The following is a 25,407-nucleotide window of genomic DNA, read 5'->3' as shown; positions in this document are numbered from 1 at the left end:
GAACTTCGCCTCGCCCCGCGTGCGGGGAGAGGCCGGGTTGCATCGCCAGATGCAATCCGGGTGAGGGGGAGTCTCCGCGAGTCCGTCTATCTCGGTCGATGCGGAAACAGCCCCTCACCCGAACCCTCTCCCCGTAAGAATGGGGAGCGGGAGTGTCGCGCATATTGCTCGATCAAGCCTTCAGCTTCCCATCGCCTGCCAGGCATTCGAGGCGAACTGCCGGCGCCAGATCACGATGACGACCGCGGCTGTCGTGGCGAACAGCACCCAGGGGCTGAGGAACCAGCCGAGATAGCCGAGCGCGAAGAAGAACGCGCGCTGGCCGCGGTTGAAGTGCCGGCCCGCGGTTTCGAACAGCCGCGTGGTGCGGATCACATGGGCCTCGGCCTCCGGCGTATCGCGCTGGCCGGCCGGCGGCATCGCACCGAACAGGATCGCAACATAGTTGAACAGGCGATAGGCCCAGGCGAATTTGAAGAACGTGTAGATGAAGATCAGGATCAGCCCGATGCACTTGATCTCCCACAGCGCGGGCGAGGGTGTCAGGTTGACCGGCAGCGCACCGAGCACCGCGAGCGCGTCGCTGGTCGCGCGCAGCAGCGCCAGCGCGCCGCCGATCGCGATCAGGCTGGTGGAGGCAAAGAATGCGGTGCCGTTCTGCAGGCTGGCCATGATCTGCATGTCGACCATCCGCGCGTCGCGGTTGAGCAGATTCCGCACCCAGATCTCGCGATAGACATGCATCCGCGCCGACAGGCTGTCGCGTCCGTAGGCGGCGTGCTCCAGCGTGATGGCGTAGACCAGCCATTCCAGCGCGAAGAAGCCGACGGCCAGGATGTCGACCCAATAGCCGGTCATTGGTGCCTTCCTTCGTCAATGCGCGGCGGCCCGTCCGCGCCGCGCTGCATCCCGCGTCATGTACAGGTTGAACGCGTGCAATGCACTATGGCAAACTGGCGTGACAACAGGATTCACAGGCATGCTCAAGCTCGTCATCGGCAACAAGAACTATTCGTCATGGTCGATGCGGCCCTGGCTGGCGCTGCGCGCCAACGACATCCCATTCGAGGAAATCTTCGTTCCGCTCTACACCGACCAGGCCGACAAGGACCGCATCCTCTCTTTCAGCAAGGCCGGCAAGGTGCCGACGCTGATCGACGGCGACGTCACGGTGTGGGATTCTCTGGCGATCATCGAATATCTCGCCGAGAAGTTTCCCGAGGCGAAGCTCTGGCCGTCGGATCGCGCCGCGCGCGCGCATGCCCGCGCGATCTCGGCGGAGATGCACTCCGGCTTCGTGCCGCTGCGCAGCGAATGCGGCATGAACCTGCACCGGCCGATCCGCGCCGTCGCGCTGTCGGACGATGCGCGGGCCAATGTGGCGCGGATCGAGGAGATCTGGGCCGATTGCCACGCGCGCTACGGCAAGCAGGGCCCGTTCCTGTTCGGGGCATTCTCCGGGGCAGACGCGATGTACGCGCCCGTGGTGCATCGCTTCCGCACCTACGCGATCCCGGTGAAGGCCGAGGCGCAGCATTATGTCGATGCGATGATGCAGCTTCCGGCGTTCCAGCAATGGACCCGCGACGGTCTGGCCGAGACGCTGCGGATCGAGCGATTCGAGGACGCCTGACCGGTCCTGCGCTGCCGAATTGTGACAGCGGCGGCAAAGATCGCGGCTTGACGCCGCGGGGCCGAAGGCGTCGAATCCGAAAGACCGGTTTTGCAAGTCGTGAAAGGACTTAGACCATGGGCATTCTCGATTCCCTGGAGAATTCACCGGAGCTGAAAGGCATGCTTGGCCAGCTCGGGGCGGCCGTCATCCCCGTCGTGCTCGGTCAGGTGATGGGCAATGGCGGGCAGGGCGGCTTGTCGGCGATCGTGGCCAAGCTCGAGCAGGCCGGCCTCGGCGAACAGGTCAAATCCTGGATCGGCACCGGCCAGAACCTGCCGATCACCGCCGAGCAGCTCCAGGAGGTGTTGGGCAGCGACACCGTCAAACAGCTCGCCGCCAAGTTCAACATTCCGGTCGACCAGCTGTCCAAGGTGCTGGCCCAGCAACTTCCGGCTGCGGTCGACGGCGCGAGCCCCAACGGAAAGTTGCCGCATACCGCCTGAGGCTGTGGAACCGGGTTCCAGCCGAGGTCGGCGGGCAATTTCCAGCTGGCACGTAAATTGCTGCCTATCGCCCTGAAAAACCTGCAAAATCGCACCTTCGCCATGCCCCAATCTTGCTGGATTTGGGGCGGTGCGATGTGCTAGGTTGCCGCAGGGTTCTCAAAATGCCGGCTTGAGCTATCGGGACTGTCAGCTCAGCCAGCAATCTCTAAGAAAATGGAGAGGGCGTTGAAGCATAAGTACTCGATTGGCGAGATCGTCTATTTCACGGCCAGCAACGTGGCGCGCCCCGCTGCGAGCGGCACCTATGAGGTGATCCGCCTGCTGCCGACCGATGGTGACGATTGCCAGTATCGCATCAAGAGCTCAACTGAAGCTTTCGAACGGGTGGCCAAGGAGAGTCAGCTCGCGCTGTCCTGAACGCGTTGTGCGCAAGCCGGTGGCTGGAGCGGGTTCCGCGCCGTCGCCGTCAAAAGGCCCTGTTCGCAGACCCATTGTGCTGAAGGTTGGACGTCGGGATGGCGGCGTTCGCCGTCGCCGGCTGTGCTTACGCTGTGTTGAGGGACATCGCGCATGAATTGGGCTTCCTCGCTGGATCAGATCTGGCGCTCACCGACCTTCCCGATGTGGCTGACGCTGGCCGCGGCGGGCTTCTTTGGGATCGTCGTTCTGGTCACGCTGCTGCGCGCGGAAAAGTCCGTCGCCAACGGCGCGCTGACCGTCATCACGCTGCTGTCGATCGCGGTTGCGGTCGCCGCCACGATCCGCGGCTTCGGGCCGGGCGGGCAGGCGGCGCCCGCCGACACACGGACGGCGCAATTCACCAGCCAGACCGCGCCAGCGCTGGCCTGCGTCGACGACCTCGCCGGAGATGCCGTTCTGAATGCCTGCGAGAAGGTGCTGTTCGGTTCGTCTGATACAGCCGCGGCGGCGGTCAGCTATGCGGCGGCGCAGATTTCGCGCCTGACCGCGCTCGGCGACCTCGCAACCGCGGAGCGCAATTCGACCACCGAGTTGCAGGCGCTGCGCCGCGCCATCGAGCACGACCGCTACGGTCTGGTGGCCTACGCGCTGATGGCGCGAGACCACTGCACGCCGACCGCGTGTCCCGCGTTCCGCTCGCTGGGCGACAACCATCAGATCATCAACAACATGAACGAGCGGACCTACGAGAACCTGGTCACGCGCTACGCCGCGTCCTGGAACGCTCCGGGCGGCGCGCAGGCGTCGGCCGCCTCCGGCCTGGTCGCGGCGCTGCCGCAGTCGTTGCCCACCGGCAAGCCGACCAATGCGGAGTTTCCGAGCGCGTCCTCGACGCCGCCGGTCAGCATCATGACGTCCGAACCGGCGAAGCCGGCTGCAGCGGCCCAGCCGCCGGCCGCACGCGCCGCCGCCGCGCCGCCCGCAGCCCCGAAGCGCCCACCCGCAGCGAAGCGTCCGGTCCAGATCGCGCCGGCTGCGGCGCCGCCACCTGCCGCGGCGAGTGCGCCGGCGGCCGCGAACCAGGAATGAGTGTGATGACGGCGGCTTGAGCCGCCGTCTTCGCACCGTTCCGGGCAGCAAATCCCGATATCCACTGCCGCTGCTATCGCTCCCTTTCCAAAGCGCGCGCCGGCCGCTACATCCGGCGCATGCCGCTTCATCTCATCAAGCTTGCCGTCGGTTGCGACTCGGTCAAGGAACTCAAGGGCTGGGTCGCCGAACGGATGGCGACCGCGAAGAAAAAAGGCCTGCCGCTCCGTCACGTCCACATCACGCGGATGACGCCGAAGCGCGAGGAGGAGATCCTTGCCGGCGGTTCGCTGTATTGGGTGATCCGTGGCGAGATCGCCGCGCGCGAGAAGATTATCGCCATCGAGCCGTTCCGCGACAAGGACGGCATCGGACGCTGCCGGCTGGTGATGCAGCCCAGGGTGATCGCCGTCTCGCCGCGGCCGATGCGGCCGTTCCAGGGCTGGCGCTACCTGACCGCGGACTCCGCGCCGGCAGATCTCACCAAGTCGAGCGCAGCCAGCGTGGCGTCGATGCCGGAACCCATGCGCCGCGAGTTGCGCGACCTCGGATTGCTCTGAGCAATCGGACCGCTCGGAGCAATCGGAAGAAGGCTGGCGCGGATCTCTGCGTCACGAGATAGAGCCGGCCCCATTCAGACCGCGATGTTATCGATCAGGCGCGTGCTGCCGATCCTTGCCGCCACCAGCATCCGCATCGGACCGTCCTTGAGCGACCCGATCGGCGCCAGCGAAGCGGCGTGGCGGACCTCGAGATAATCCAGCACGAAGCCGGCCTTGGTGATCTCAGCAGCGCCGGTGGCCATTGTGGTCGCGGCGTCCTCGCCGGCGCGCAGGCGGCCCGCCGCTTGCTTCATTACGCGGTTGAGCTCGGGGGCTGCGCGCCGTTCCTCCGCCGAGAGGTAGACGTTGCGCGAGGACATCGCGAGGCCGTCGCGTTCGCGCACCGTCTTCGATCCGATCACCTTGACGCCGAGGTCGAGGTCCGCGGCCATCTGGGTCACGACCCGAAGCTGCTGAAAGTCCTTCTCGCCGAAGATCGCAACATCGGGCCGGACCTGGGTGAACAGCTTGCCGACCACGGTGGCGACGCCGCCGAAGAAATGCGGCCGGAAGCGATCCTCGAGTCCAGCGGTGGCCGGTCCCTCGGGCACGATCCTTGTGGCGAAGCCGTCGGGGTACATCGCCTTCACCTCGGGGTGCCAGATCAGGTCGACGCCTTCGGCGGCGAGCTTGGCGACATCTTCCTTCCAGGTGCGCGGATACGAACCGAAATCTTCGGTCGGCGCGAACTGGGTCGGATTGACGAAGATCGAAACGACGACCCGCTTGGCGCGGCGCTTGGCGAGCCGCACCAGCGACACATGGCCGTCATGGAGCGCTCCCATGGTCGGGACCAGCGCGACGGTCGCCTTCTTGGCGCGTAGGGTGTCGACGGCGCGACGAAGGGCGGGGACGGTACGGACGACGGTGGGATTTCTCGGCATCTGGTCTCGACTCGTGGGGCAGGCTGGGTGGGGGAATCCAGGTGGAATGTTTGGCGTTCGGCAGGTGGCGCAGCTTACCAAGTCCGAACCGCTATCAGCAAACCGCCGCGTAAGCATTACCCGATCTCGCACGCGCATGGATCGCAGGCCGCGTGCAGCCGATCGACGCAGCCGGCTTGTGCGTTCGATTCATCATTAAGGGTGGCTGCAATTGATTTCCTTGCGCAGTGATGCATTTCACTTGACCGCAGCCGTGCGCGATTTGAAGATCATTGCGGGGATTGAATCATGTTGGTGCAGGCTAGTCAGGGTCAATCCGGCTCCGCACATGTCGTGGTGCTGGGGAACGAGAAGGGCGGTTCGGGCAAGTCGACCACCGCGCTGCATATCGCCGTTGCGCTCCTGAAGGCCGGACAGCGCGTTGCCAGCATCGATCTCGACTGCCGCCAGCAGAGTTTCACCCGCTACATCAGCAATCGCCAGGCCTGGGCGCGTCGCTCCGGGCTCGATCTCGAACTCCCCGCGCATTATTGCATCAAGTACGGCGAGACGATGCAGATCGAGGAGAACGAGAACGCCGAATTCCAGCAGTTCATGGCCGCGGTGAGCGCGGTGGAACGTGCCTATGATTTCATCGTCATCGATACCCCGGGCTCGGACAGCTACCTGATGCGGCTCGCGCATTCGATGGCCGACACGCTGGTGACGCCGATCAACGACAGCTTCCTCGATTTCGACGTGCTGGGCACCGTCGATCCCGCGACCTATGCGGTGATCGGCGAGAGCCATTACGCGGAGATGGTGCGCGACACCAGACGCAAGCGCCGCCAGCTCGACGGCGCCTCGACCGACTGGATCGTGGTGCGCAACCGGCTGTCGATGCTCGGCTCGCGCAACAAGCAGCTGGTCGCCGATGGCTTGAAGCAGCTGTCGCTGCGGCTCGGGTTCCGTTCGGTCGACGGCTTTGCCGAGCGGGTGGTCTACCGCGAATTCTTCCCGCGCGGGCTGACAGCGCTCGACGACATCGACGAGGCGACGCTCGGCACCCGCCCGAGCCTCGGGCACGTCACCGCCCGCGAGGAGGTGATGGGTCTGTTGCGCCAGCTCAAGCTGCCGCTCGACGAGCGTGGCCGCCGCCGCGCCGCCAACCGGGCCGAATGGTTCAGCCAGGTCGACAAGCCGCTGGAAGTCGACGACATCATCGGCAGCTAGGCCGGCAAGGCCGGTAATCCCGGTGGCGGCCTAGCATCGGGCAGATTCTCCGAACGATTGGTTTGAGCGGTCGCAAGGCGATGAACGGAGGATCGAATGGAACGGCGCCGGTTCATGTCCCTTCTCGGAGGAGCTGCGTTGGCACCGCTCGCCACCTTGCCGGCCTACGCCGACCCGTCCGACACCTGTGGCGTTCCGGTCGCGCGGGACGATGGTTGGTCCGTCGCCTCCATCACTGAGGACAAGCTTGCTGACCGCGCCGCGCTGTGCAGGATGGCTGATCGGCTCACGACGGGTGCCAATATGCACGCGGTGCTGGTCGTTCGCGGCGGCAAGCTGGTGTTCGAGCGGTACTTCAGCGGTTCCGACGAGGTCCCCAGCCGCTTCTACGGCAGCCGGGTCGAAGACGTCGCGTTTAATGCCGATACGCTGCACAACATCAAGTCGGCTTCAAAAAGCGTCGCGTCACTCGCCGTCGGGATCGCGATCGATCGCGGGCTGATACGCAGCATCAACGAACCGATCTTCAGCTTCTTCCCCGAATTGTCAGACCTGCGGTCCTCCGAAAAGGACGGCATCCAGCTCGTGCACGCCCTCACCATGTCGATGGGGTTGGCGTGGGTGGAGGCGACCCCGGCGACGGGAGACGACAACGACGAGGTGCGCATGCATCGGGCGGCGGATCCGTGCCGTTACGTCCTCGGTCGTTCGGCAACGGCCCCGCCGGGACAGGCGTTCTTCTACAACACCGGCGCGCTGACGCTGGTGTCGGCCATCGTCCGCAAGGCGACCGGACATCCGCTCGACGAATTTGCGCGCACCGCGTTGTTCGAGCCCCTGGGCATTACCAGCTTCGAATGGAGCCGGGTCAAAGGGGATAGCGATGCCGGTGGCGGGTTGCGGCTGCGACCGCGCGACATGGCAAAGATCGGCCAGCTTGTCCTCGCAGGCGGCCGCTGGAACGGTCGCCAGATCGTCCCAACGGCATGGATCGAGACCTCGACGGCGCCGAAACTCAAGGCCACGGAGCATCAATCCTATGGATACCTCTGGTGGCTCGGCCAGTCTCGGCTCAACGGGCGCAAGGTCGACTGGATTGGCGCGCTCGGACGAGGCGGGCAGTCGATCCGCATCGTCCCCGAGCTCGATCTCGTTGTCGTGGTGACCGCGGGATATTACCAGGACTACAGCCCGCAAACATTTCAATTGCAGTACGGCGTCTTCAGGGACGTCCTGCAAGGGGTTTCGCCTCCGGCCTAGTTCGGCTTGAGCACCGTCATCTTGAACGGCCTGCCTCTGGCGGCCGCGTGCGCAACGGCATCGTTGGCGTGATCGAGGGATAGGGCAGGTCGAGCCCCGGGTCCGCGCTGTGTTCCAACGCCGCCCATCAGCACGACGCGGTCGACCTGCTGGCGAGGCTCCGTCAGGGCTGTCCCGAGTTCGACGCCTGGTGGTGAACCCATGACGTCAGCAGCAGCGTCGCCGGGCGGAAGGTGCTCCGCCACCCCAGACGCGGCAGGCTCAGTTTTGAGTACGCCAGCTTCCAGGCCAACGACGATTCCGGCCTGAAGCTGACTATTTACACCGAAATTGGTTGAAATCCGTGTTTTTCCGGTGAGTTCGGCCACACGACGGCCAAAAAGCCGGAACAAAGCGGCCGAAATCCAGTTTCTCCTGAACGTCGATCCAAGAGCGATCCAAGGCTCGAACGCAACCTTGGGAACTCACGTCGAAGAGGAGAGGAGAGCACGACCCGGTCGCGGTGAGGCGTGTGCATCTGCACAAACTATAGGTGCAGCGCACAACGTTATGCCACCGAAGCCACAATATTTGGACTTCCTGTCACGGCGCTGTGACATATATTCTCAAAAGGAGGCCGAAGAGCCTCCGGCCAAAATCGCCCTGTAAAGGCGGGCACCTCGAGGACGTCATGAAGCGTGGAATTCTCGTTCTGCTTTCGCTCTCCGTAGTGATCACGGGTGCGTATTTCACCGCGAGCAAGTGGGCGATCCGCCACGAAACGCTCATGTTCAAGGATCCGACCCGCGATGAGCGGCCGGTCGCGGTCGACGTTGCCGTGCGCTTCGACAAGGAGATGCAGGCCGACGCCGGCATGATCAAGCTCCCGGTTGCGATCCTCAATCATGGCAATACCGTCAAATTCACCGAATATTCCTTCCTCGCGAATGTGTTCGCGGCGCGCGGCTACCTGACCGTCAGCATTCAGAACGACCTGCCGTCGGATGGACCGATGGTGACCAAGGTCGGCGAGCTCTATGTCGGGCGCCTGCCGCAGTATCAGCGCGGCATCACCAACATCAAATTCGCGATCGAGGAGATGAAGAAGCGTCAGCCGAACGCGGACTACAGCAAGCTGACGATGGTCGGCCATTCCAATGGCGGCGACATCGCAATGTATTTCGCCAAGCAGTATCCGGACGAGATCAAGAAGGTCGTCACGCTGGACAATCTGCGCGTGCCGTTCATGACCGACGGCAAGTTCAAGATCCTTTCATTCCGGTCGCACGATCAGCACTTCAAGCCCGATCCGGGCGTGGTGCCGGACGAGGAGGAGTGCGAGAAGGCCGGCATCACCGTTGTGAACACCAACTTCCAGCACAACGACATGCGCGATACCGGACCCGAGAAGGCCAAGGACTCGATCCAGGCGATGCTCGATAAATTCCTGGCCGACACCGACAGCGATGTCGCGGCGGTCGATACCAGGAATGCGCCGCTGAAGATTCTGGAGCCGGGTCCCGTCTCGCTCTACGTGCCGGTCGAGAAGCCGCCGCAGACCTTCGGCGAGAAGGTCAAGAAGTCGCTCTCGTTCACCAAGAGCGAGACCAAGAAGGATCCGTCGGTCACGAACTGACAAGGCCCCCGGGATCCGATCCGGGCAGGCGGGTGCGTCACGTTGACCAATCCGATGCCGCGGCCCACATAGTGTTTGCTGTACGAGGCAAGCGCTGATGGCTGGTAAGACGATCAAACCGACATCCGGAAGCGACGTGCGCCCGGCCAATGCGCCTGGCGTGCCGGCGTCGAGCGCCAATGACATCGCCGCGTTCGTGGCGAAGGCGCGCGCGATGTCGCCGCATCGCGCCGGCGCACGCGGCAGGCTGGTGTTCGCGCTCGACGCCACGATGAGCCGGCAGCCGACCTGGGACATGGCCTGCACGCTGCAAGCGGACATGTTCCGCGAGGCCGGCTCGCTCGGCAGCCTGGATATCCGCCTCGTCTACTATCGCGGCTTCAACGAGTGCCGCGCGTCGGGCTGGATCTCCGACAGCGCGCAGCTCGCGCGGCTGATGAGCAAGATCGACTGCCAGGGCGGCAATACCCAGATCGGCAAGGTGCTGTCGGAGACCCGCCGCGAGGCGGTTGCGGCAGGCGTGCGCGCGCTCGTGTTCGTGGGCGACGCGATGGAGGAGAACGCCGACACGCTGTGCGCAAGCGCCGGGGAGCTCGGCCTGCTCAAGGTGCCGGTCTTCATGTTCCAGGAGGGCGCGGACCCAACTGCCGAGCAGACGTTCCGCGAGATCGCGCGGCTGACCGGCGGCGCATGGTGCAGGTTCGATCCCGGCGCGGCGGCGCAGCTCCGCGAGCTGCTGCGCGCCGCTGCAGCCTATGCTGCCGGCGGCCGCGAGGCGCTGCTGCAACTGGCGAAGACGACGAGCGGCGCGGCCAGGCTGATCGGCCAGATGAAATAGGCCGCCTGGCGCTTCAGGCTCCGCCCGACGTCACGGCTTTGGCAATTGCGCCGAGCAGCGCCGACATGTTGGCCGTTACCTGTCCGGTCGCTTCCGCGACGCCGTGCCGTTCGGCGAGCCAGGCCGGATCATTGTAGGAGAACCAGCAGTCGCCGGCTTCGTCCTGCCAGACCAGCGCCTTGAGCGGCAGATCGATCCCGATCGTCTGCGCAGCCTGCATCAACGGCGTGCCGCCCTTCGCGTTGCCAAACACGAACAGTTCAGTCGGACGGAGCGCAAGACCGGCGCCGGCGGCGCCCGCGGCATGATCGATCTGCGCAAACAACGTCAGCCCGCGCGCCTGCAGTTCGGCCTTGAGCCGGTCGGCGGTTTGCTTCGGCCCGACATGGCTGCGAAGGCTGATCAGTCCGTCAATCGCCATCAGCTTCCTCCAGCGCGGTTGCCGCAAGCTACTCAATCGCCGGGGGCGGCGCCATGCGAGGGCGCTTCACGCTCCAGTGAGACGAAGCTTCGCATGCTTTTTGCCGCCGGGCCGCCTATATTCCGCGCATGCCAACCCTGATCGCCGGCGTCGTCGCAATTGTCATCCTTTATTCCGCACTGCAGATGTTTCGTGCGGCCAATCCGGCCGTGCTTGCGCGTGCGATCAAGATCGTGGGCGGCGTGCTCGCGCTTGCCGTTGCGGCCTTCACCGGCGTGCGGGGCGAACTGGCGGTCGCAATCCCGCTCGGCATCTTCGGCGCCGGATTGCTCGGCTGGTCGCCGTTCGGGAGCACCGGCTTTCCCAATTTCGGCGGCATGTTCGGCGGTTCGCGCAATCAGGGACAAAGCTCGCGGGTGCGCTCGCAATATCTCGACATGAGCCTCGATCACGACAGCGGCGTGCTCAAGGGCCAGATCGTGGCGGGACCGCAGGCCGGCCGCATGCTCGACGAGTTCGACCTGTCGCAGCTTCTGGCGATGGTCCCGAGCTTCGATGCCGAAAGTGTCGCGCTACTTGAAAGCTATCTGGACCGCCGCTTTCCCGCCTGGCGTCAGGACACACAGGGCGACCGGACAGGGGGGCAGGGCCGCGCGGCGGCGACCGGCAAAATGACGAACGAGGAGGCCTATCAGATCCTTGGCCTGCAGCCGGGAGCGTCGCGTGACGACATCGGCCGGGCTCACCGCACCCTGATGAAGAAACTCCATCCCGACCAGGGGGGCTCGACGTATCTCGCTGCCCGTGTGAACGAGGCCAAGGATACTCTGCTTCGCACGCATCTCTAACTCCGGCTACGCTATTGACGCCACAGCCGAGAGCTGCCTTCCGTTTCTGATTGATGCCCCGTGTGGCCCGCCGCCGTCCGGCGTGGCCGATCGTTCTTTCGGGAAAACTTAACCGTAAAATATTGACGAGAAGTTCTCATGGTCGCGCCGCGCGCGGAAAGGCCGGTCGTTGGCGCGGCGGCCTGCAAAGCAAAAGGGCCGGCGCTTGCGGCGCCGGCCCCTTGAAATCGAGAGATCGCGTCGATCAGTTGCGAACGGTGATGCAGGAGATCTCGGCGCGCTTCAGCGTCTTGCACGCCGCTTCGGCCTGATCGCGCTCAAGGCCGGCAAAGCGGGCGCGGTAGAGCTTGCGATTGTCCTTGGCCACGACCTCGGTGAACGGGTCCGCCTTGCTGAGGAGGCCGCGGGCCGAGCTGCGCGCGAGGTCGATGCGCTTGTTGGCCTCGCCTTCGGACTCGAGCGCGCCAACCTGGATGATCCAGCCGGAATGCGCGGCGCCTGACTTGACGACACTGGTCTGCGGCGCGGCCTGCAGGCTGCGGGTCGTCGGTTCGATCGAGGCCACGGCCTGCGGTGCCGCGGCGGCGGCCGGTGCATGGACGGACGAGGCCGGCAGCACGCCGAGGATGCCGTTGCCGGTGCCGAAGTTCGCCGGCTGCGGCGGCATCTCGGGCCTCGAGGTCTCGGCAGCCCGCGCCATCATCGCATTGGAGGTCTCGGGAACTTCGCCGCGCGACGGGATGGTGCTGGTGATCGGGGGCGCGGACTGTGCCGGGCCGGCGGCGGCAAGCTTGATCTGGCCGGCCTTGACCTGCACGGTCTTCACCTTGACCGGCTTCATCGGTTCGGCCGAGCCGGGGATCGCGGCGATCGGCTGGGTCTGGATCACGCCCGAGGTCAGCGGGGCCGGCTCGGGCTTGGCCTGCGGCTCAGGCTTCGCCGGGGGCGGCGGCAGCGCGGCGGCGACGGCGGCCATCAGCGAGGGCTTGCTGGCCGGGCGCGGCGCCTGCACCGCGACGGCTGCCGCGGCGGGCTCCGACGCCGCGACCGGCGCGGTGTCCGCGCTGCGGGCGTTGTCGGCATCGGCAACCTCGACATTGGCGTCGGCCGGGTTGCGCTCGGTGATCGCGGCGGCCGTGCGGGTGGTCGCGCCCTTGCCGATGTTCTCGGCCAGGAGGTTGCGCATGATGGCGTCGCGGGAGCCGCCGCTGCGGCCGCCGAGCACCACGCCGACCAGGAAGCGATTGCCGCGGTGGATCGAGGTCACGAGGTTGAAGCCGGAGGCGCGGGTGTAACCGGTCTTGATGCCGTCGACGCCTTCGACGCTGCCGAGCAGGCGGTTGTGACCGGTGATCGTGTGGCCGCGGAAATTGAACGCCGTGGTCGAGAAGTAGCGATAGTAACGCGGGAAACGATCTTGGATGGCGCGGCCGAGCGTCGATTGATCGCGCGCGGTGGTGATCTGCTCGTCGTTGGGCAGGCCTGAGGCGTTGCGATAGGTGGTCCGGCTCATGCCGAGCGCGCGGGCCTTGCGGGTCATCATCCGTGCGAAGTCGTCTTCGCTGCCGCCGATCGCCTCAGCGATCACGACCGCAGCGTCATTGGCGGAACGGGTGACAAGACCCTTGATGGCGTCTTCGACCCTGATGGTCTGGCCGGGCCGCAGGCCGAGCTTGGTCGGGTCCTGCTCGGAGGCGTGCTCGGAAACCGGCATCTCGGTGTCGAGCTTCATCTTTCCGGAATCGAGGCGCTCGAACAGCAGATAGAGCGTCATGATCTTGGTGAGCGAGGCAGGGTGCCGCAGGCCGTCGGGACTGTTCGATGTCAGCACCGAGCCGGTGTTGCCGTCGACGACGATCGTCGCGAATTGCGGGCTGTAGCTTTCGCGCGCGGCCTCGCTGTGGTGGTGACGGGCGGTGTGGCGCCGGTGACGGCGCGCCTCCGCGCTATCACTGGTGATCAGGATCGCCGTCGTGACGGTAACGAGCCCAAGAACGCCAACTCGGAGCGCCCGCGAGGAGGCCAAGGTTGTTCGAAGCATCTACTTCCCCGTCCCAATTTCTATCTAGATCACTGGCTCGTGAGGCGAAATTGTGCCCGGCGGCCGTCGATCCTTGCCTGCGCAACAGACCACTTCGGGCAGAACCATCGGCCCTCGTGGCGGCTCAGGTCGCTCTTCTAGCTAAGGTGTTGTTCACAAACAGCTTTCAAGGCTGTCCGTCGGAAGGCGAACAAAGTCCAGGAATCAGGTTAGGCGGACCGAGTTTCCAAAAGATTAAGCAACCGTTGCGTAGTCCCCCGGGGTTTATCGCAAATGCTCAGGATTCGGGCAAATGTCGTTGTGCGTCGCACAATATTTGTTGACTTTATTGTGCGATGCGATATTCCGATCGTTGTCAGGGGGCCGGGAGCTTCCCGGCAATGGGAATTTGCGCCTTCAAGTCTGGGAAAAGGAATTCCAATCCATGGTCAAGATCGAAGACATTCAGAACTACGGCAAAGAGCATATCGAGTCCGTCACTGCGTCTGCGAACAACCTGCAGAGCGGCGTCCAGGCGATCGCCACCGCCTATGGCGACTACGCCAAGAAGTCGTTTGAGGACACCAAGTCGTTCGTCGAGAAGCTGTCGGGCGTGAAGTCGCTGGACAAGGCGCTCGAGGCGCAGACCGAGTACCTGCGCTCGTCCTACGAGACCTTCGTCGCGGAATCGCAGAAGATCGCCGGCCTGTACAGCGATTGCGCCAAGCAGACCTTCAAGCCCTACGAGGGCCTGGTCTCCAAGTTCGCGCCCGCTCAGTAAGCGCCACTGATCAAGACAAACGAAAAGCCCGGCCGTTTCGGCCGGGCTTTTTTGTTGCGCCGGAAGCGGGCGGTTATTTCGCCAGCCGCAGCTTGCTGAGAGCGGTTCCGATCGTGTTGAACGTCGTCAGGATCTGGGTCGAGCTGGTCAGCATGTAGAACTTGTCGGGGCTGCTGGCACAGTTCTTCAGGACGGTCGAGGTCGGATCGGCGGGCGAGTTGGTGTTCACCTGGATGGTGTAGATCGTGTACATCGGCGCACCGTTGGCATCCCTTGCGTTCTGCAGATTCTGGCACTGCAGGGTCTGCCTTGCGTCGATCGGATTGCCTGAAGCCTGCGAACTGCCGTCGCCGTAATCGGGCCAGCGGTCCTGAGTATTCAAACCGTCGGACAGCAGGATGATGACCCGGTTGTAGGTGGTGTTGGAGTCCTCCGCCGGTGTATTCAGCGGGCCGCCCACCAAAAGGGACTGCCACGCCACGGCCAATCCGATCGACTGGTCGGTGCCGCCGGTCGGCTGCATCGCATTGACGGCGGTCTTGAGCGCACTCCAATTGTAGCTTAGCGGAATGACGGGCTCGAGCGGTGTAGATGCGCTGCTGCTGCAAAAGGCGTTGTTGCCCCAGGTGTCGAAATACTCGTTGGCCGGAAACAGCGTCGTCACGTCGGATGATGCCGGCAGCACGCCCGTCGCATCGTTCGGCTGGGTGCGGTCTGCGACGCAGCCGGTCCAGGTGCTGATCGGGTTGGTGGAAGGCTGGCGCCAGTCATTTGCGACCCCCACAGCGTTGGGGGTCCAGACGTGGTCCTTGTTCGGGGTATTGCTGTTATCCTTGAAACCGACGATGGCGGAAACTCTGGGTTGATTGGAATTGTCCGTCAGGTCGTTAGGCCCAGGCTGTGTCCAGTTGTGAACATAGGTCCATCCGGTACAGGACTTGCCGCTGCCGGTGCCGGTGCAAGTGCAACCCGAGACGCTGGAACCAGAGGCGTTCTTTGGGCAGCTGCAGTTCGAGCTTCCGCTGCAGAATTTCTCCTGGAGGCCGGTTGGTTCGCTGCTCCAGCAGCCGTTGTACTTTGCCTGGGTGTTGTTATCGGCGGTCGGGCAAATTGGATTTTGGACGGATGCGCCGTTCACTGTGACCGTCGTCGACGGAATCGTTGACGTAGTCGAACTGTTGCTTGCTGTGGGACCCGTTTTACAAACGAAGCCACCGTTTGCGGCGCCATTGGTATTGCCAGTGGTGTTCGTGAACGGGCATTTCGAACCAGGTCCCACGGCATGCCAGTTGATGGGAAGCGTCGCGACACTCTGTCCGTTGGCGGGCTGGGTCGTGGGCGGATTTAGCCAGTCGGTCCAGTCGATCCAGCTCTGGCCGTAGTTGCTGGAGCCGACATTGACGTCCTTGGCGAACGGGATAACGGAAATGTAGACGTCGCCGTTGTTCTTGCTCAGCGCGCTGAGCTGATCGATCAGGCCGCCGGATCCTGCCACCGCGTTGCGCAGCGCGGTAATCTTGCCGTTGTCCGCCATCGATCCCGTGTTATCGAGGGCGAGGGCGACGCGCATCTTGACGTTGCCCCAGGTGGTGGTCGTCGAGGAGCCAAAATTCATCGTCTGGAAATTGCCGCCGGACGGCAGGAGATTGGCGAACTTCATGAAATAGGTGTTGATGTAGCCCGACCCGCTCAGGAGAATGGTCGCGGCTGCGGACGAGGTCGGAGTCGTATAGGTGGCCGAGACGGAAATGCCCTTGCCGTCCTTGTTGGTGAAGAGACTGTTGAAATAGGTCTGCGCCTTGCTCGGGATCTGGGCGGCCGTGATGGTGCCCATGGTCAGATCCTTGGACAGCATCAGCGCGGTCGAATCGAGCGCCGACTGCATCGCAGTGCGGGCGTTGTTGGCGCGGGTATAGTCGACCGCTGCGCCCACGAAGGCGAGGATCGGCAGGATTGCGAAGGTGAAGATCACCGCGACATTGCCGTCGGTTGCCCTGGAAAACCGGCGGACGGCCGCGCGGACGCGATTGGAAATGGCTGAACCAAGCATGGCGCTCTCGTCAAAATGGATTGCGCGGCCATCTCGACGTGCGCGGCTAAACAGATGGTGAATCGGGAAACTGAAACCCGGCGGGCGGGCCCCCCAGACGGTCAAAAGCAGGGCGAAAGCGCGCGCTATCGTCAATGCCGGCTAAATTGGATGCCCGACTCCTTTGTCAAATCAGGCAGAAATGATTAACCTTCCGAGGGTTGCCGCGCCGGGAATCGGACCGGTGGGCTGCGGCGGGTCTGCGCTTGCGGCAGGGCGTCGTGAGGCCCATATTCGGGAGGTCGATCCGGCCGCCGGATCGGACCGGGAGCGGCAATCTGGAAAGCATTGCTGGGGGTTCCGCGATCAGTCTTGCGGCAATCGCGACCACCTTCCAATCGCCAACCGGTTTCCCCTGGGGAATTCGAACGCCTGAGCCATGCTGCGATACACGTTGACAGTCCCGATCTCCGAGCCGGTTTCGGCCAAGCCCGCGGTGTCCGCCGCACCGGAGCCGAAAATGAGCAATGACGACAACCGCAATGGAGCGGGCAGCGGCCCGTCGACCTCGGTCATCACCAAGGTCAAGCCGAAGACCAAGCGCCCGAACCTGTATCGCGTCCTGATCCTGAACGACGACTACACGCCGATGGAGTTCGTGGTTCACGTGCTGGAACGATTCTTCAACAAGGACGCCGAGGCGGCGACCAAGATCATGCTGCACGTTCACCATCACGGGATCGGTGAGTGCGGCGTGTTTACCTATGAGATCGCCGAGACCAAGGTGACGCAAGTCATGGACTTTGCGCGCAAGCATCAGCATCCACTGCAATGTGTGATGGAAAAGAAATAGTTCGCGGGAACGATTGACCTGCCGCGGGAAGCGGAACGGGTCTTGCATCGCGCATTTTGACGGCGGCGAACGGCGTTCCCGTATGATCACGGGTCGCGGCCGGATCACGTCCCGGCGCCCGAATTTTAGAAGAAAACCATCATCGCGGGACCGGTCTTTCGCCACGATCCGTCGTAACTATATCAATGGCGATCACGAAGGTTGTTATTGCCTGACCCGGTAATGGCGATCATGATGGCCGGGGGCCATAGAGGACGCGAATGCCTACTTTTTCCCAAAGCCTAGAACAATCCTTGCATCGTGCATTGGCGATCGCGAACGAGCGTCACCATCAATACGCGACGCTCGAACACCTTCTGCTGTCGCTGATCGATGACTCGGATGCGGCGGCGGTGATGCGGGCCTGCAGCGTCGATCTCGACAAGCTGAGGACCAGCCTCGTCAATTATCTCGAGACCGAATTCGAAAACCTGGTGACGGACGGCGCCGACGACGCGAAGCCGACCGCCGGGTTCCAGCGCGTGATCCAGCGCGCGGTGATTCACGTCCAGTCGTCCGGTCGCGAGGAAGTGACCGGCGCCAACGTCCTGATCGCGATCTTCGCCGAGCGCGAGAGCCATGCCGCGTATTTCCTGCAGGAGCAGGACATGACGCGCTACGACGCCGTCAATTACATCAGCCACGGCATCGCCAAGCGGCCGGGCGTGTCCGAGGCGCGGCCGGTGCGCGGCGTCGACGAGGAAACCGAGACCAAGGGCAACGAGGACGCCAAGAAGAAGGGCGAGGCGCTCGACACCTATTGCGTCAACCTCAACAAGAAGGCGCGCGACGGCAAGATCGATCCGGTGATCGGCCGCAATGCCGAGATCAACCGTGCGATCCAGGTCTTGTGCCGCCGCCAGAAGAACAACCCGCTGTTCGTCGGCGAAGCCGGCGTCGGCAAGACCGCGATCGCCGAAGGCCTCGCCAAGCGCATCGTCGACAGCGATGTGCCGGAGGTGCTGGCGGCCGCGACCGTGTTCTCGCTCGACATGGGCACGCTGCTCGCAGGCACCCGCTACCGCGGCGATTTCGAGGAGCGGCTGAAGCAGGTCCTGAAGGAGCTCGAGGCGCATCCGAACGCCATCCTGTTCATCGACGAGATCCACACCGTGATCGGCGCCGGCGCCACTTCCGGCGGCGCGATGGATGCGTCCAATCTGCTCAAGCCCGCGCTGGCTTCGGGCACGATCCGCTGCATGGGCTCGACCACCTACAAGGAATATCGTCAGCACTTCGAGAAGGACCGCGCGCTGGTGCGGCGCTTCCAGAAGATCGACGTCAACGAGCCGACGGTGGAAGACGCGATCGCGATCCTCAAGGGCCTCAAGCCCTATTTCGAGGATTACCATCGGCTGAAATACACCAATGAGGCGATCGAGGCGGCGGTGCAGCTGTCGTCGCGCTACATCCACGACCGCAAGCTGCCCGACAAGGCGATCGACGTGATCGACGAGTCCGGTGCCGCGCAGATGCTGGTCGCCGAGAGCAAGCGCAAGAAGACGATCGGCATCAAGGAGATCGAGACCACGATCGCGACCATGGCGCGGATCCCGCCCAAGAGCGTGTCGAAGGACGATGCCGAGGTGCTGAAGCATCTCGAGCAGACCCTGAAGCGCACGGTGTTCGGCCAGGACAAGGCGATCGAGGCGCTGGCTGCGTCGATCAAGCTGTCGCGGGCCGGCTTGCGCGAGCCGGAGAAGCCGATCGGCTCGTATCTGTTCTCGGGACCCACCGGCGTCGGCAAGACCGAGGTTGCAAAGCAGCTGGCGGCCTCGCTCGGCGTCGAGCTGATCCGCTTTGACATGTCCGAATACATGGAGCGGCACACCGTGTCGCGCCTGATCGGCGCGCCTCCTGGCTATGTCGGTTTCGACCAGGGCGGCCTGCTCACCGATGGCGTGGACCAGCATCCGCATTGCGTGGTGCTGCTCGACGAAATCGAGAAGGCGCACCCGGATCTGTACAATGTGCTGCTGCAGATCATGGATCATGGCCGGCTCACCGACCACAACGGCAAGCAGGTCAACTTCCGCAACGTGATCCTGATCATGACCACGAACGCGGGCGCGGCCGACCTCGCGCGGCAGGCCTTCGGCTTCACCCGCTCGAAGCGGGAAGGCGACGACCACGAGGCGATCAACCGCCAGTTCGCGCCCGAGTTCCGCAACCGGCTGGATGCGATCGTCTCCTTCGCGCACCTCAATGCCGACGTCATCGGCATGGTGGTCGAGAAGTTCGTGCTGCAGCTCGAGGCGCAACTCGCCGACCGCGACGTCACGATCGAGCTGTCCGAGCCCGCCAAGGCCTGGCTGATCGAGCACGGCTATGACGAGCAGATGGGCGCGCGTCCGATGGCGCGGATCATCCAGGAGCACATCAAGAAGCCGCTCGCGGATGAGGTGCTGTTCGGCCAGCTCAAGGGCGGCGGACACGTCCGCGTCATCCTGGTCAAGGACGAGGCGACCGCCAAGGACAAGATCGGGTTCGAATATGTCGAGGGCCCGGTCACCCCGAAGCCCGAGAACCTGCCGCCGCGCAAGCGCAAGCCGCCGAAGGGCGGTCCGGGTGGCGGCGGAGGCGGCACCAAGGGGCCGGCCTCAAAGGGTCCGATGGTCAAGGCCTGAGGCGCGAAGCGAATAATCAGAATGAAAAGGCCGGCTGAACAAGCCGGTCTTTTTGTTTGCGCCGATGGAGTCGCGCATCGCGTGCGCGAAACGTCATTCGCCCTTGAGCCGCTGGCCCTCATGGACCCGTACCTGATCGGCGCCGCGGCTGCCGACTGAGGACAGCCGCAGCGTGCTCAGCACAGCGCCCACGACGGCAAAGCCGACGCCGACCATCAGCGAGATCCTGGTGCCGTCGGCCGGATAGCGCGCCAGCAGCATCGCCACCAAGGCGGCACCGATGGTCTGTCCTAGCAGGCGCGCGGTCCCGAGCATGCCGCTGGCGCCGCCCGAGCGCTCGCGCGGCGCGGCGGCGATCATGGTGCGGTTGTTCGGGGTCTGGAACAGGCCGAAGCCGGCGCCGGCGAGCGCCATGCGCCAGATCACGTCGATCGGTGTCGCATTGGCCGGCATGAACGCCAGCGTGCCCAATCCCAGTGCGAACAGCAGCAGGCCAATGCCGCCGAGCAGGCCGGCCGGGTAGCGCTCGACCAGCCAGCCGGCGATCGGCGCGGCGAACGCGACCGTGATCGGCCACGGCGTGATCAGCAGGCCGATCTGCACCGCCGAATATCCGAAGTGGTTCTCGAGATAGAACGGCATCGCGACGAAGGCCAGCATCTGGCCGCAGAACGAGGCGATCGAGGTGCCGATCGACAGCGCGAAGATCGGAATCCGCAAGAGGTCGACGGGCAGCAGCGGCGAGGGCAAATGCTGTTGCCGCCGGTACAGTAGATGGGAAGCGACCGCGGCAATCGCGAACTCCAACGCGCAGAGATACAGCGCCTCGCCATGGCCGGCGCTGTCGATCGCGCTGATGCCGAACCCGAACGCGATCGCGCTCATCGCGGCGCTCTGCCAGTCGAAGGCGTGAACCGCGGGCCTGGTGTGCGGCAGGAAGCGCCAGCCCACCGCCAGCGTGACGATGCCGAGCGGGACGTTGATGGCGAACAGATACGGCCAGGTCCCGACCGCCAGGATGAACGAGGCGATGGTCGGGCCGACCGCGGCCGAGATCGCGACGACCAGCGCGTTGACGCCGATGCCGCGGCCGAGTTGCGAATGCGGATAGATGAAGCGGACCAGCGCCGTGTTGACGCTGAGGATTCCGGCGGCGCCGAACCCCTGCAGGATGCGGGCGATCGTCAGCAGCGGCAGCGTGTGCGCCAGCGCGCAGAACAGCGACGCCAGCGTGAACAGCAATAGCCCCGCCAGATAGACGCGGCGATAGCCGATGATCTCGCCGAGCGAGGCCAGCGGCAGCAGCGAGATCGTGATTGCCAGCTGATAGCCGTTGACGATCCAGATCGAGAATGCGGGGCTGGCGTTAAGATCCCTCGCGATGGTCGGCAGTGCAACGTTGGCGATCGAGCTGTCGACGACGGCCATCACGAGGCCGAGCGCGATCGTGAGAATGGCCCAATTGCGCTGCGGTTGCGGCAGCCCGTCGGGATGCTCGATGATCGCGGACGACATGTCGTGAAATGGCTCTCGGTTCCAGCATTGGCGGGCCTACCGGATGCTGGATTAACCTGGCCTTTGCAACCCCCGAAATGACAGATGCCGGCCGCAATCGAAACGCGGCCGGGGAGCCGCGGGAGAGCGCTCAGCCCTGGCCGAGCAGTTCCTTGATCCGCCGCTGCAACTGCCGTTTCTTGATCTCGCTGCGGCGGACCCGCTCGTCGAGATCGCTGACCGGGGTGTCCGAGGTCATGATCCGGAACGCGAGGCCGACCTTGTTGGCTTGGCGCCAGATCATGCGCGCCAGGAACGAGCGGCCCTTGCGCGCGATGCTGAGATTCATCTCTTCGGGCAAGTGTGCGGCGTCGCCAAACTCGACGCAGGCACCGCCTTCGCTGATGTTGCGGACGACGCAATCCATCGTCGAGCCACGCTCATTGATCTCCGCAACCGCACCGTAAAACACCTTGTCACGTGGGCTCTGGCGCCGGTCCTGCATCGGAAATCCTCCTAAATCAATGGCAGGACTGTACCGGTCCGGACGCGCGAAAAGAAGGGTACGAACGGAACCCGTTGTAGTTAGTGTAAATTGTTTGCATCTGTGAAGGTCAGGATTCCCGGCTATTTTGCGCCGCAAACGACCCGAGAAAGTCAGTTCGGCACCCGGCTGTGCCGCCAATCACGCGGCGACAGGCCGTAATGGTCGCGGAATACGCGGCCGAAATGCGAGAGATCGTTAAAGCCCCAGGCGAACGCGATTTCGCCGATATGGCGATGCGCGTGCGCCGGCGAGGCCAGGTCACGCTTGCAGCGCTCCAGCCGCTGCGCCAGCACGAAGCGCTGGAACGAGGTGTCTTCGTCGGCCAGCAAGCTGTTGACGTAGCGCGGCGAGATGCCGAGCGCCGCGGCGGTTTCGCTGAGACTGAGCTCGGGGTTCGGCAGATGCGCGAGCACATGCGCCTTCAGCCGATAGAGCAGCGCGGAGCGGTGCGTCGAGGCCTGTAGCGCCACGCCGCCGAGCCGCTCGCTGATCGCCATCGCGAGCAGGTCGGCCGCCTGATCGGCGAGGCGGATCGCATTGTCAGGATCGAGCTTGTCGGCGATCTCGGAGAGCCCGCTGATGAACTGCCAGGCGAGCCGCTGCAGCGGGCGATCCGATGTGAACGTGGTCGCCGTCAGGCCCTGGGTGCCTGCAAAGCGCCGGTGCAGCATCGCGCGCGGCACCTGGAAGATGGTCTGCGTGAAGTCGTCGTTGAAGCGCAGCTCATACGGGCGGGTGGTGTCATAGAACGCAAACTCGCCCGGCTGGATCACGGTCTCGCGGCCGTCCTGCAGCACGGCGCCCGCGCCACTTTGGCCGAGCGCGAACAGAACAAAATCCTCGCTGGTGCGTGCGATCCGCGACGGCGTGCGCAGCACGCGCTGCCGGCCCGACGAGACGACGGAGCATTTCACCGCGCCGAGTTGCGCGCTGGTGATGGCGCCGTGGAAGGCGGTGCCGAGATCGGACTTGCAGTCGAGCTGCACGAACACGTCGCAGACGATGTCGCGCCACAGTGCCAGGCGCCGATGCGTGGGCGCGACTTCCGTGGTGAACAGGGCCGGCATGATTTCCTCCCTTCACGAGTGCAAACGCTGGCCACGCAGACAAAGCAAGCTTCGTACCGGGGACGGCCGGGGAAATCTCCTCCGCAGTCGAATTTTCCTTCCGTCCTGGTCGAACGGCGCTCCCGGTCCCGGGGCAGCATGATGTCAGAAGCGGCTGCGGCCGATCAAGTACGAACCGGCCGGAACGGCCGGCCACGAGGAGGACATCATGGGCATCGAACATCCGAAATATCGCGTTGCGGTGGTGCAGGCGGCCCCTGCCTGGCTCGACCTCGACGCCTCCATCGCCAAGAGCATTGCCTTGATCGAGGAGGCCGCCGCGAAGGGTGCAAAACTGATCGCGTTCCCCGAGGCCTTCATTCCCGGCTATCCTTGGTACATCTGGCTGGACTCGCCGGCCTGGGCGATCGGGCGCGGTTTTGTGCAGCGCTATTTCGATAACTCGCTGAGCTATGACAGTCCGCAGGCCGAGAAGCTGCGGCTGGCGGTGAAGAAGGCCGGCTTGACCGCGGTGCTCGGCCTGTCCGAGCGCGACGGCGGCAGCCTCTATCTGGCGCAATGGCTGATCGGGCCCGACGGCGAGACCATTGCCAAGCGGCGCAAGCTGCGGCCGACCCATGCCGAGCGCACCGTCTATGGCGAGGGCGACGGCAGCGACCTTGCGGTGCATGACCGCCCCGGCATCGGCCGCCTCGGCGCGCTGTGCTGCTGGGAGCATCTGCAGCCGCTGTCGAAATACGCGATGTACGCCCAGAACGAGCAGGTGCATGTCGCGGCCTGGCCGAGCTTCTCGCTGTACGATCCGTTCGCGCCGGCGCTCGGCTGGGAGGTCAACAACGCGGCCTCGCGGGTCTATGCGGTCGAGGGCTCGTGCTTCGTGCTGGCGCCCTGTGCCACCGTCTCGCAAGCGATGATCGATGAGATGTGCGACCGCGACGACAAGCACGCGCTGCTGCATGTCGGCGGCGGGCACGCCGCGATCTACGGGCCGGACGGCAGTTCGATCGCCGAGAAGCTGCCGCCCGACCAGGAGGGCCTGCTGCTCGCCGATATCGATCTCGGCGCGATCGGGATTGCCAAGAACGCCGCCGATCCGGCCGGGCATTACTCGCGGCCCGACGTCACGCGTCTGCTGTTGAACAAGAAGCCATCGAAGCGCGTCGAGCATTTCGCGCTGCCGCTCGACAGTCTTGAGGAGGTCGACGCGGCCGCGAGCTGAAGCATCAGGGCAACATCCAACCGGAGGCGACTGCCATGGAATCCGCCATTCCCTCTCATCTGCAAACAGCGCGCTCCCGCCATCGTCGTGTGCCCGACGATTACGCGCCGCCTTATCCGTCGTTCGTCGCGCGCCACAAGCCCGCGGTCGCAAGCGTCATCATGGCCTATTTCGGCGTACAATATCGCGACGAGCCGAACGCAGCAGTGGCCGAGGCGCTGGCATCGATCGCAAAACGCTTTGCTGGCGACAACGGCCCGACGCATTGGGATCGCGCGCAATATGTCGACCAAGCCGGCTTCACCAACGTCGTCTCGGTCGCCTATTGGGACGACGCCGGGCGTTTCGATGCCTGGTTCGCCGGCGCGCGCGAGGCCTGGACCGGCAGTGGCGCAGCAAATGGCGTCGGCCGCTTCATCGAAGTGCTACGGCCGCATGTCGAGCGTTACGAGACGTTGTTCTCGTCGCTCGGCCGCCCCGAGGGCGTCGCGGTCCTTGCCGACGGCATGAGCGGGGAGGTGCAGGAGCACGCCTATTGGGGCGGCATGCGCGACCGCATCCCGCTGTCGCAGACCGACGCGATGACGCCCGGCGGCGAGCCGCGCGTGATCCGCGACGGCGCGCGAATCCGCGTGGTCGCGCATGACAATCTCTGCCTGATCCGCTCCGGCCAGGACTGGAGCGACACCGAGGCGTCGGAGCGCAAGATGTATCTCGACGATGTCGAGCCGGTGCTGCGCGAGGGCATGGATTTCCTGCGCGACGATGGCGTGCCGATCGGCTGCTACGCCAACCGCTACATGCGCGTCGTCGACGTGGATGGACGACTGACGGAAAAGTCCTACGGCCAGAGCTGGTGGAAGAGCCTCGCGGCGCTGGAGCGCTGGGCGGAATCGCATCCGACCCATGTCCGGATCTTCGGCGCGGCGATGAAGTATCTGTCGACCTTGGGACCGGCCGCGAAGCTCAGGCTGTATCACGAGGTCACGGTTGCCGCGGCCGACGAGCAGTTCTTCGAGTACCTCGGCTGTCACGAACGGACTGGCATGCTGGGCGCGGTGCAGGTGGAGGCCGCGCTATCCTCCTGACGCGGGGCGCCTGGTCCGAGCAGGGGCGCACTGCCAAAAATATCGAAAACAACCCCATGCAAAGTAGCCGGCGGCGGCCGGCGGACGCGGCAACTTGACTCGTCGGGCAACTCAGCGGTAGCTTTCTATTATTCCGAAATCGTGCCGGCGCCCTCAGCTTGCTCAGTGTCATCACCCGCGTAGGCGTAGGCGGGTGATCCAGTATTGTCTGTGCTTGAGCCGAGAGGCTGCGGCGTACTGGATCGCCCGGTTCCAGCCGGGCGATGACGGTGCGGGGGCCTCGCACACCATCGTCGTCCTGGCGAAAGCCAGGACCCATAACCACCGTATTTG

At 64.6% G+C, this 25,407-nt stretch carries 24 protein-coding genes; 15 read left to right on the top strand and 9 right to left on the bottom strand.

All coding sequences use genetic code 11. The annotated features are described in order from the left end of the window. Nucleotides 1–180: 180 nt before the first annotated feature. Complete coding sequence (locus tag AAFG13_RS07625) at nucleotides 181–858, bottom strand: DUF599 domain-containing protein (RefSeq protein WP_342711628.1); 678 nt, start codon at nucleotides 856–858, stop codon at nucleotides 181–183. A 121-nt stretch (nucleotides 859–979) separates the two neighbouring features. Between AAFG13_RS07625 and AAFG13_RS07620 the strand changes: the two genes are divergently transcribed. From AAFG13_RS07620 to AAFG13_RS07600, 5 genes are all read left to right on the top strand, one after another. Continuing rightward, nucleotides 980–1,633 carry a glutathione S-transferase family protein gene (locus AAFG13_RS07620; RefSeq protein WP_173642448.1) on the top strand — a complete coding sequence of 218 codons (654 nt, stop codon included), beginning with the start codon at nucleotides 980–982 and terminating at the stop codon, nucleotides 1,631–1,633. A 116-nt stretch (nucleotides 1,634–1,749) separates the two neighbouring features. Then, complete coding sequence (locus AAFG13_RS07615; RefSeq protein WP_176530795.1) at nucleotides 1,750–2,118, top strand: YidB family protein; 369 nt, start codon at nucleotides 1,750–1,752, stop codon at nucleotides 2,116–2,118. 216 nt (nucleotides 2,119–2,334) lie between these two features. Then, entirely contained in the window at nucleotides 2,335–2,538 is a 204-nt protein-coding gene (locus AAFG13_RS07610; RefSeq protein WP_092114848.1) for a hypothetical protein, read from the top strand. A 153-nt stretch (nucleotides 2,539–2,691) separates the two neighbouring features. After that, nucleotides 2,692–3,630: a hypothetical protein gene (locus tag AAFG13_RS07605; protein ID WP_342711626.1), complete on the top strand. Its 939-nt coding sequence runs from the start codon at nucleotides 2,692–2,694 to the stop codon at nucleotides 3,628–3,630. A gap of 119 nt (nucleotides 3,631–3,749) precedes the next feature. After that, entirely contained in the window at nucleotides 3,750–4,190 is a 441-nt protein-coding gene (locus AAFG13_RS07600) for a DUF1489 domain-containing protein (protein ID WP_342711625.1), read from the top strand. Between the two features lie 74 nt (nucleotides 4,191–4,264). Here AAFG13_RS07600 and panC read toward each other — a convergent pair whose 3' ends face one another. After that, nucleotides 4,265–5,116 carry a pantoate--beta-alanine ligase gene (gene panC / locus AAFG13_RS07595; protein ID WP_212318564.1) on the bottom strand — a complete coding sequence of 284 codons (852 nt, stop codon included), beginning with the start codon at nucleotides 5,114–5,116 and terminating at the stop codon, nucleotides 4,265–4,267. A 288-nt stretch (nucleotides 5,117–5,404) separates the two neighbouring features. Between panC and AAFG13_RS07590 the strand changes: the two genes are divergently transcribed. Continuing rightward, nucleotides 5,405–6,328, top strand: a complete 924-nt coding sequence (locus AAFG13_RS07590; protein ID WP_092114844.1) for a division plane positioning ATPase MipZ — start codon at nucleotides 5,405–5,407, stop codon at nucleotides 6,326–6,328. 138 nt (nucleotides 6,329–6,466) lie between these two features. After that, nucleotides 6,467–7,588, top strand: coding sequence for a serine hydrolase (locus AAFG13_RS07585; RefSeq protein ID WP_342711624.1), 1,122 nt, complete (start codon nucleotides 6,467–6,469; stop codon nucleotides 7,586–7,588). Here AAFG13_RS07585 and AAFG13_RS07580 read toward each other — a convergent pair. Next, complete coding sequence (locus AAFG13_RS07580; protein WP_342711623.1) at nucleotides 7,585–7,980, bottom strand: hypothetical protein; 396 nt, start codon at nucleotides 7,978–7,980, stop codon at nucleotides 7,585–7,587. The two genes, AAFG13_RS07585 and AAFG13_RS07580, sit on opposite strands and share 4 nt — an antisense overlap. A 278-nt stretch (nucleotides 7,981–8,258) precedes the next feature. On the opposite strand from AAFG13_RS07580, the gene AAFG13_RS07575 reads away from it, so the two are divergent. Beyond that, nucleotides 8,259–9,203, top strand: a complete 945-nt coding sequence (locus tag AAFG13_RS07575; protein WP_212318571.1) for an alpha/beta fold hydrolase — start codon at nucleotides 8,259–8,261, stop codon at nucleotides 9,201–9,203. A gap of 97 nt (nucleotides 9,204–9,300) precedes the next feature. Continuing rightward, nucleotides 9,301–10,041 carry a VWA domain-containing protein gene (locus AAFG13_RS07570; RefSeq protein ID WP_212318574.1) on the top strand — a complete coding sequence of 247 codons (741 nt, stop codon included), beginning with the start codon at nucleotides 9,301–9,303 and terminating at the stop codon, nucleotides 10,039–10,041. A 13-nt stretch (nucleotides 10,042–10,054) separates the two neighbouring features. On the opposite strand, the gene AAFG13_RS07565 is transcribed toward AAFG13_RS07570, so the two are convergent. Continuing rightward, complete coding sequence (locus tag AAFG13_RS07565; protein ID WP_212318577.1) at nucleotides 10,055–10,462, bottom strand: DUF302 domain-containing protein; 408 nt, start codon at nucleotides 10,460–10,462, stop codon at nucleotides 10,055–10,057. A 128-nt stretch (nucleotides 10,463–10,590) separates the two neighbouring features. On the opposite strand from AAFG13_RS07565, the gene AAFG13_RS07560 reads away from it, so the two are divergent. Next, complete coding sequence (locus AAFG13_RS07560; protein ID WP_212318580.1) at nucleotides 10,591–11,310, top strand: DnaJ domain-containing protein; 720 nt, start codon at nucleotides 10,591–10,593, stop codon at nucleotides 11,308–11,310. A gap of 244 nt (nucleotides 11,311–11,554) precedes the next feature. Here AAFG13_RS07560 and AAFG13_RS07555 read toward each other — a convergent pair whose 3' ends face one another. Continuing rightward, a complete protein-coding gene (locus AAFG13_RS07555) occupies nucleotides 11,555–13,351 on the bottom strand; it encodes a D-alanyl-D-alanine carboxypeptidase (RefSeq protein WP_342711622.1) in 1,797 nt (598 codons plus the stop codon). Between the two features lie 424 nt (nucleotides 13,352–13,775). On the opposite strand from AAFG13_RS07555, the gene AAFG13_RS07550 reads away from it, so the two are divergent. Next, nucleotides 13,776–14,111 (top strand): phasin family protein, encoded by a 336-nt coding sequence (locus AAFG13_RS07550; RefSeq protein WP_092114837.1) that lies wholly within the window; start codon nucleotides 13,776–13,778, stop codon nucleotides 14,109–14,111. A gap of 73 nt (nucleotides 14,112–14,184) precedes the next feature. On the opposite strand, the gene AAFG13_RS07545 is transcribed toward AAFG13_RS07550, so the two are convergent. Then, nucleotides 14,185–16,161: a pilus assembly protein gene (locus AAFG13_RS07545; protein WP_342711621.1), complete on the bottom strand. Its 1,977-nt coding sequence runs from the start codon at nucleotides 16,159–16,161 to the stop codon at nucleotides 14,185–14,187. 499 nt (nucleotides 16,162–16,660) lie between these two features. On the opposite strand from AAFG13_RS07545, the gene clpS reads away from it, so the two are divergent. Next, complete coding sequence (clpS, locus tag AAFG13_RS07540; RefSeq protein WP_106318898.1) at nucleotides 16,661–16,993, top strand: ATP-dependent Clp protease adapter ClpS; 333 nt, start codon at nucleotides 16,661–16,663, stop codon at nucleotides 16,991–16,993. Between the two features lie 260 nt (nucleotides 16,994–17,253). Further along, nucleotides 17,254–19,659 (top strand): ATP-dependent Clp protease ATP-binding subunit ClpA, encoded by a 2,406-nt coding sequence (clpA, locus tag AAFG13_RS07535; RefSeq protein WP_212318590.1) that lies wholly within the window; start codon nucleotides 17,254–17,256, stop codon nucleotides 19,657–19,659. A 93-nt stretch (nucleotides 19,660–19,752) separates the two neighbouring features. Here clpA and AAFG13_RS07530 read toward each other — a convergent pair whose 3' ends face one another. The 3 genes from AAFG13_RS07530 to AAFG13_RS07520 all read right to left on the bottom strand — a co-directional run bounded on the left by AAFG13_RS07530 (nucleotide 19,753) and on the right by AAFG13_RS07520 (nucleotide 22,767). Next, complete coding sequence (locus AAFG13_RS07530; RefSeq protein ID WP_342711620.1) at nucleotides 19,753–21,174, bottom strand: MFS transporter; 1,422 nt, start codon at nucleotides 21,172–21,174, stop codon at nucleotides 19,753–19,755. A gap of 130 nt (nucleotides 21,175–21,304) precedes the next feature. After that, nucleotides 21,305–21,658, bottom strand: a complete 354-nt coding sequence (locus AAFG13_RS07525) for a PilZ domain-containing protein (RefSeq protein WP_212318597.1) — start codon at nucleotides 21,656–21,658, stop codon at nucleotides 21,305–21,307. A gap of 152 nt (nucleotides 21,659–21,810) precedes the next feature. Further along, a complete protein-coding gene (locus AAFG13_RS07520) occupies nucleotides 21,811–22,767 on the bottom strand; it encodes a helix-turn-helix domain-containing protein (protein WP_212318600.1) in 957 nt (318 codons plus the stop codon). A 208-nt stretch (nucleotides 22,768–22,975) separates the two neighbouring features. Here AAFG13_RS07520 and AAFG13_RS07515 point away from each other — a divergent pair, with 208 nt between their 5' ends. Both AAFG13_RS07515 and AAFG13_RS07510 read left to right on the top strand, forming a co-directional pair. After that, complete coding sequence (locus AAFG13_RS07515; RefSeq protein ID WP_342711619.1) at nucleotides 22,976–23,986, top strand: carbon-nitrogen hydrolase family protein; 1,011 nt, start codon at nucleotides 22,976–22,978, stop codon at nucleotides 23,984–23,986. A 35-nt stretch (nucleotides 23,987–24,021) separates the two neighbouring features. Further along, complete coding sequence (locus AAFG13_RS07510) at nucleotides 24,022–25,074, top strand: phenylacetaldoxime dehydratase family protein (protein WP_342711618.1); 1,053 nt, start codon at nucleotides 24,022–24,024, stop codon at nucleotides 25,072–25,074. Nucleotides 25,075–25,407: the final 333 nt, after the last annotated feature.

Source organism: Bradyrhizobium sp. B124, from assembly GCF_038967635.1.
Classification (GTDB): domain Bacteria; phylum Pseudomonadota; class Alphaproteobacteria; order Rhizobiales; family Xanthobacteraceae; genus Bradyrhizobium.
The sequence above is the reverse complement of the archived record's forward strand: the minus strand, read 5'-3'. Positions and strand labels throughout refer to the sequence as shown.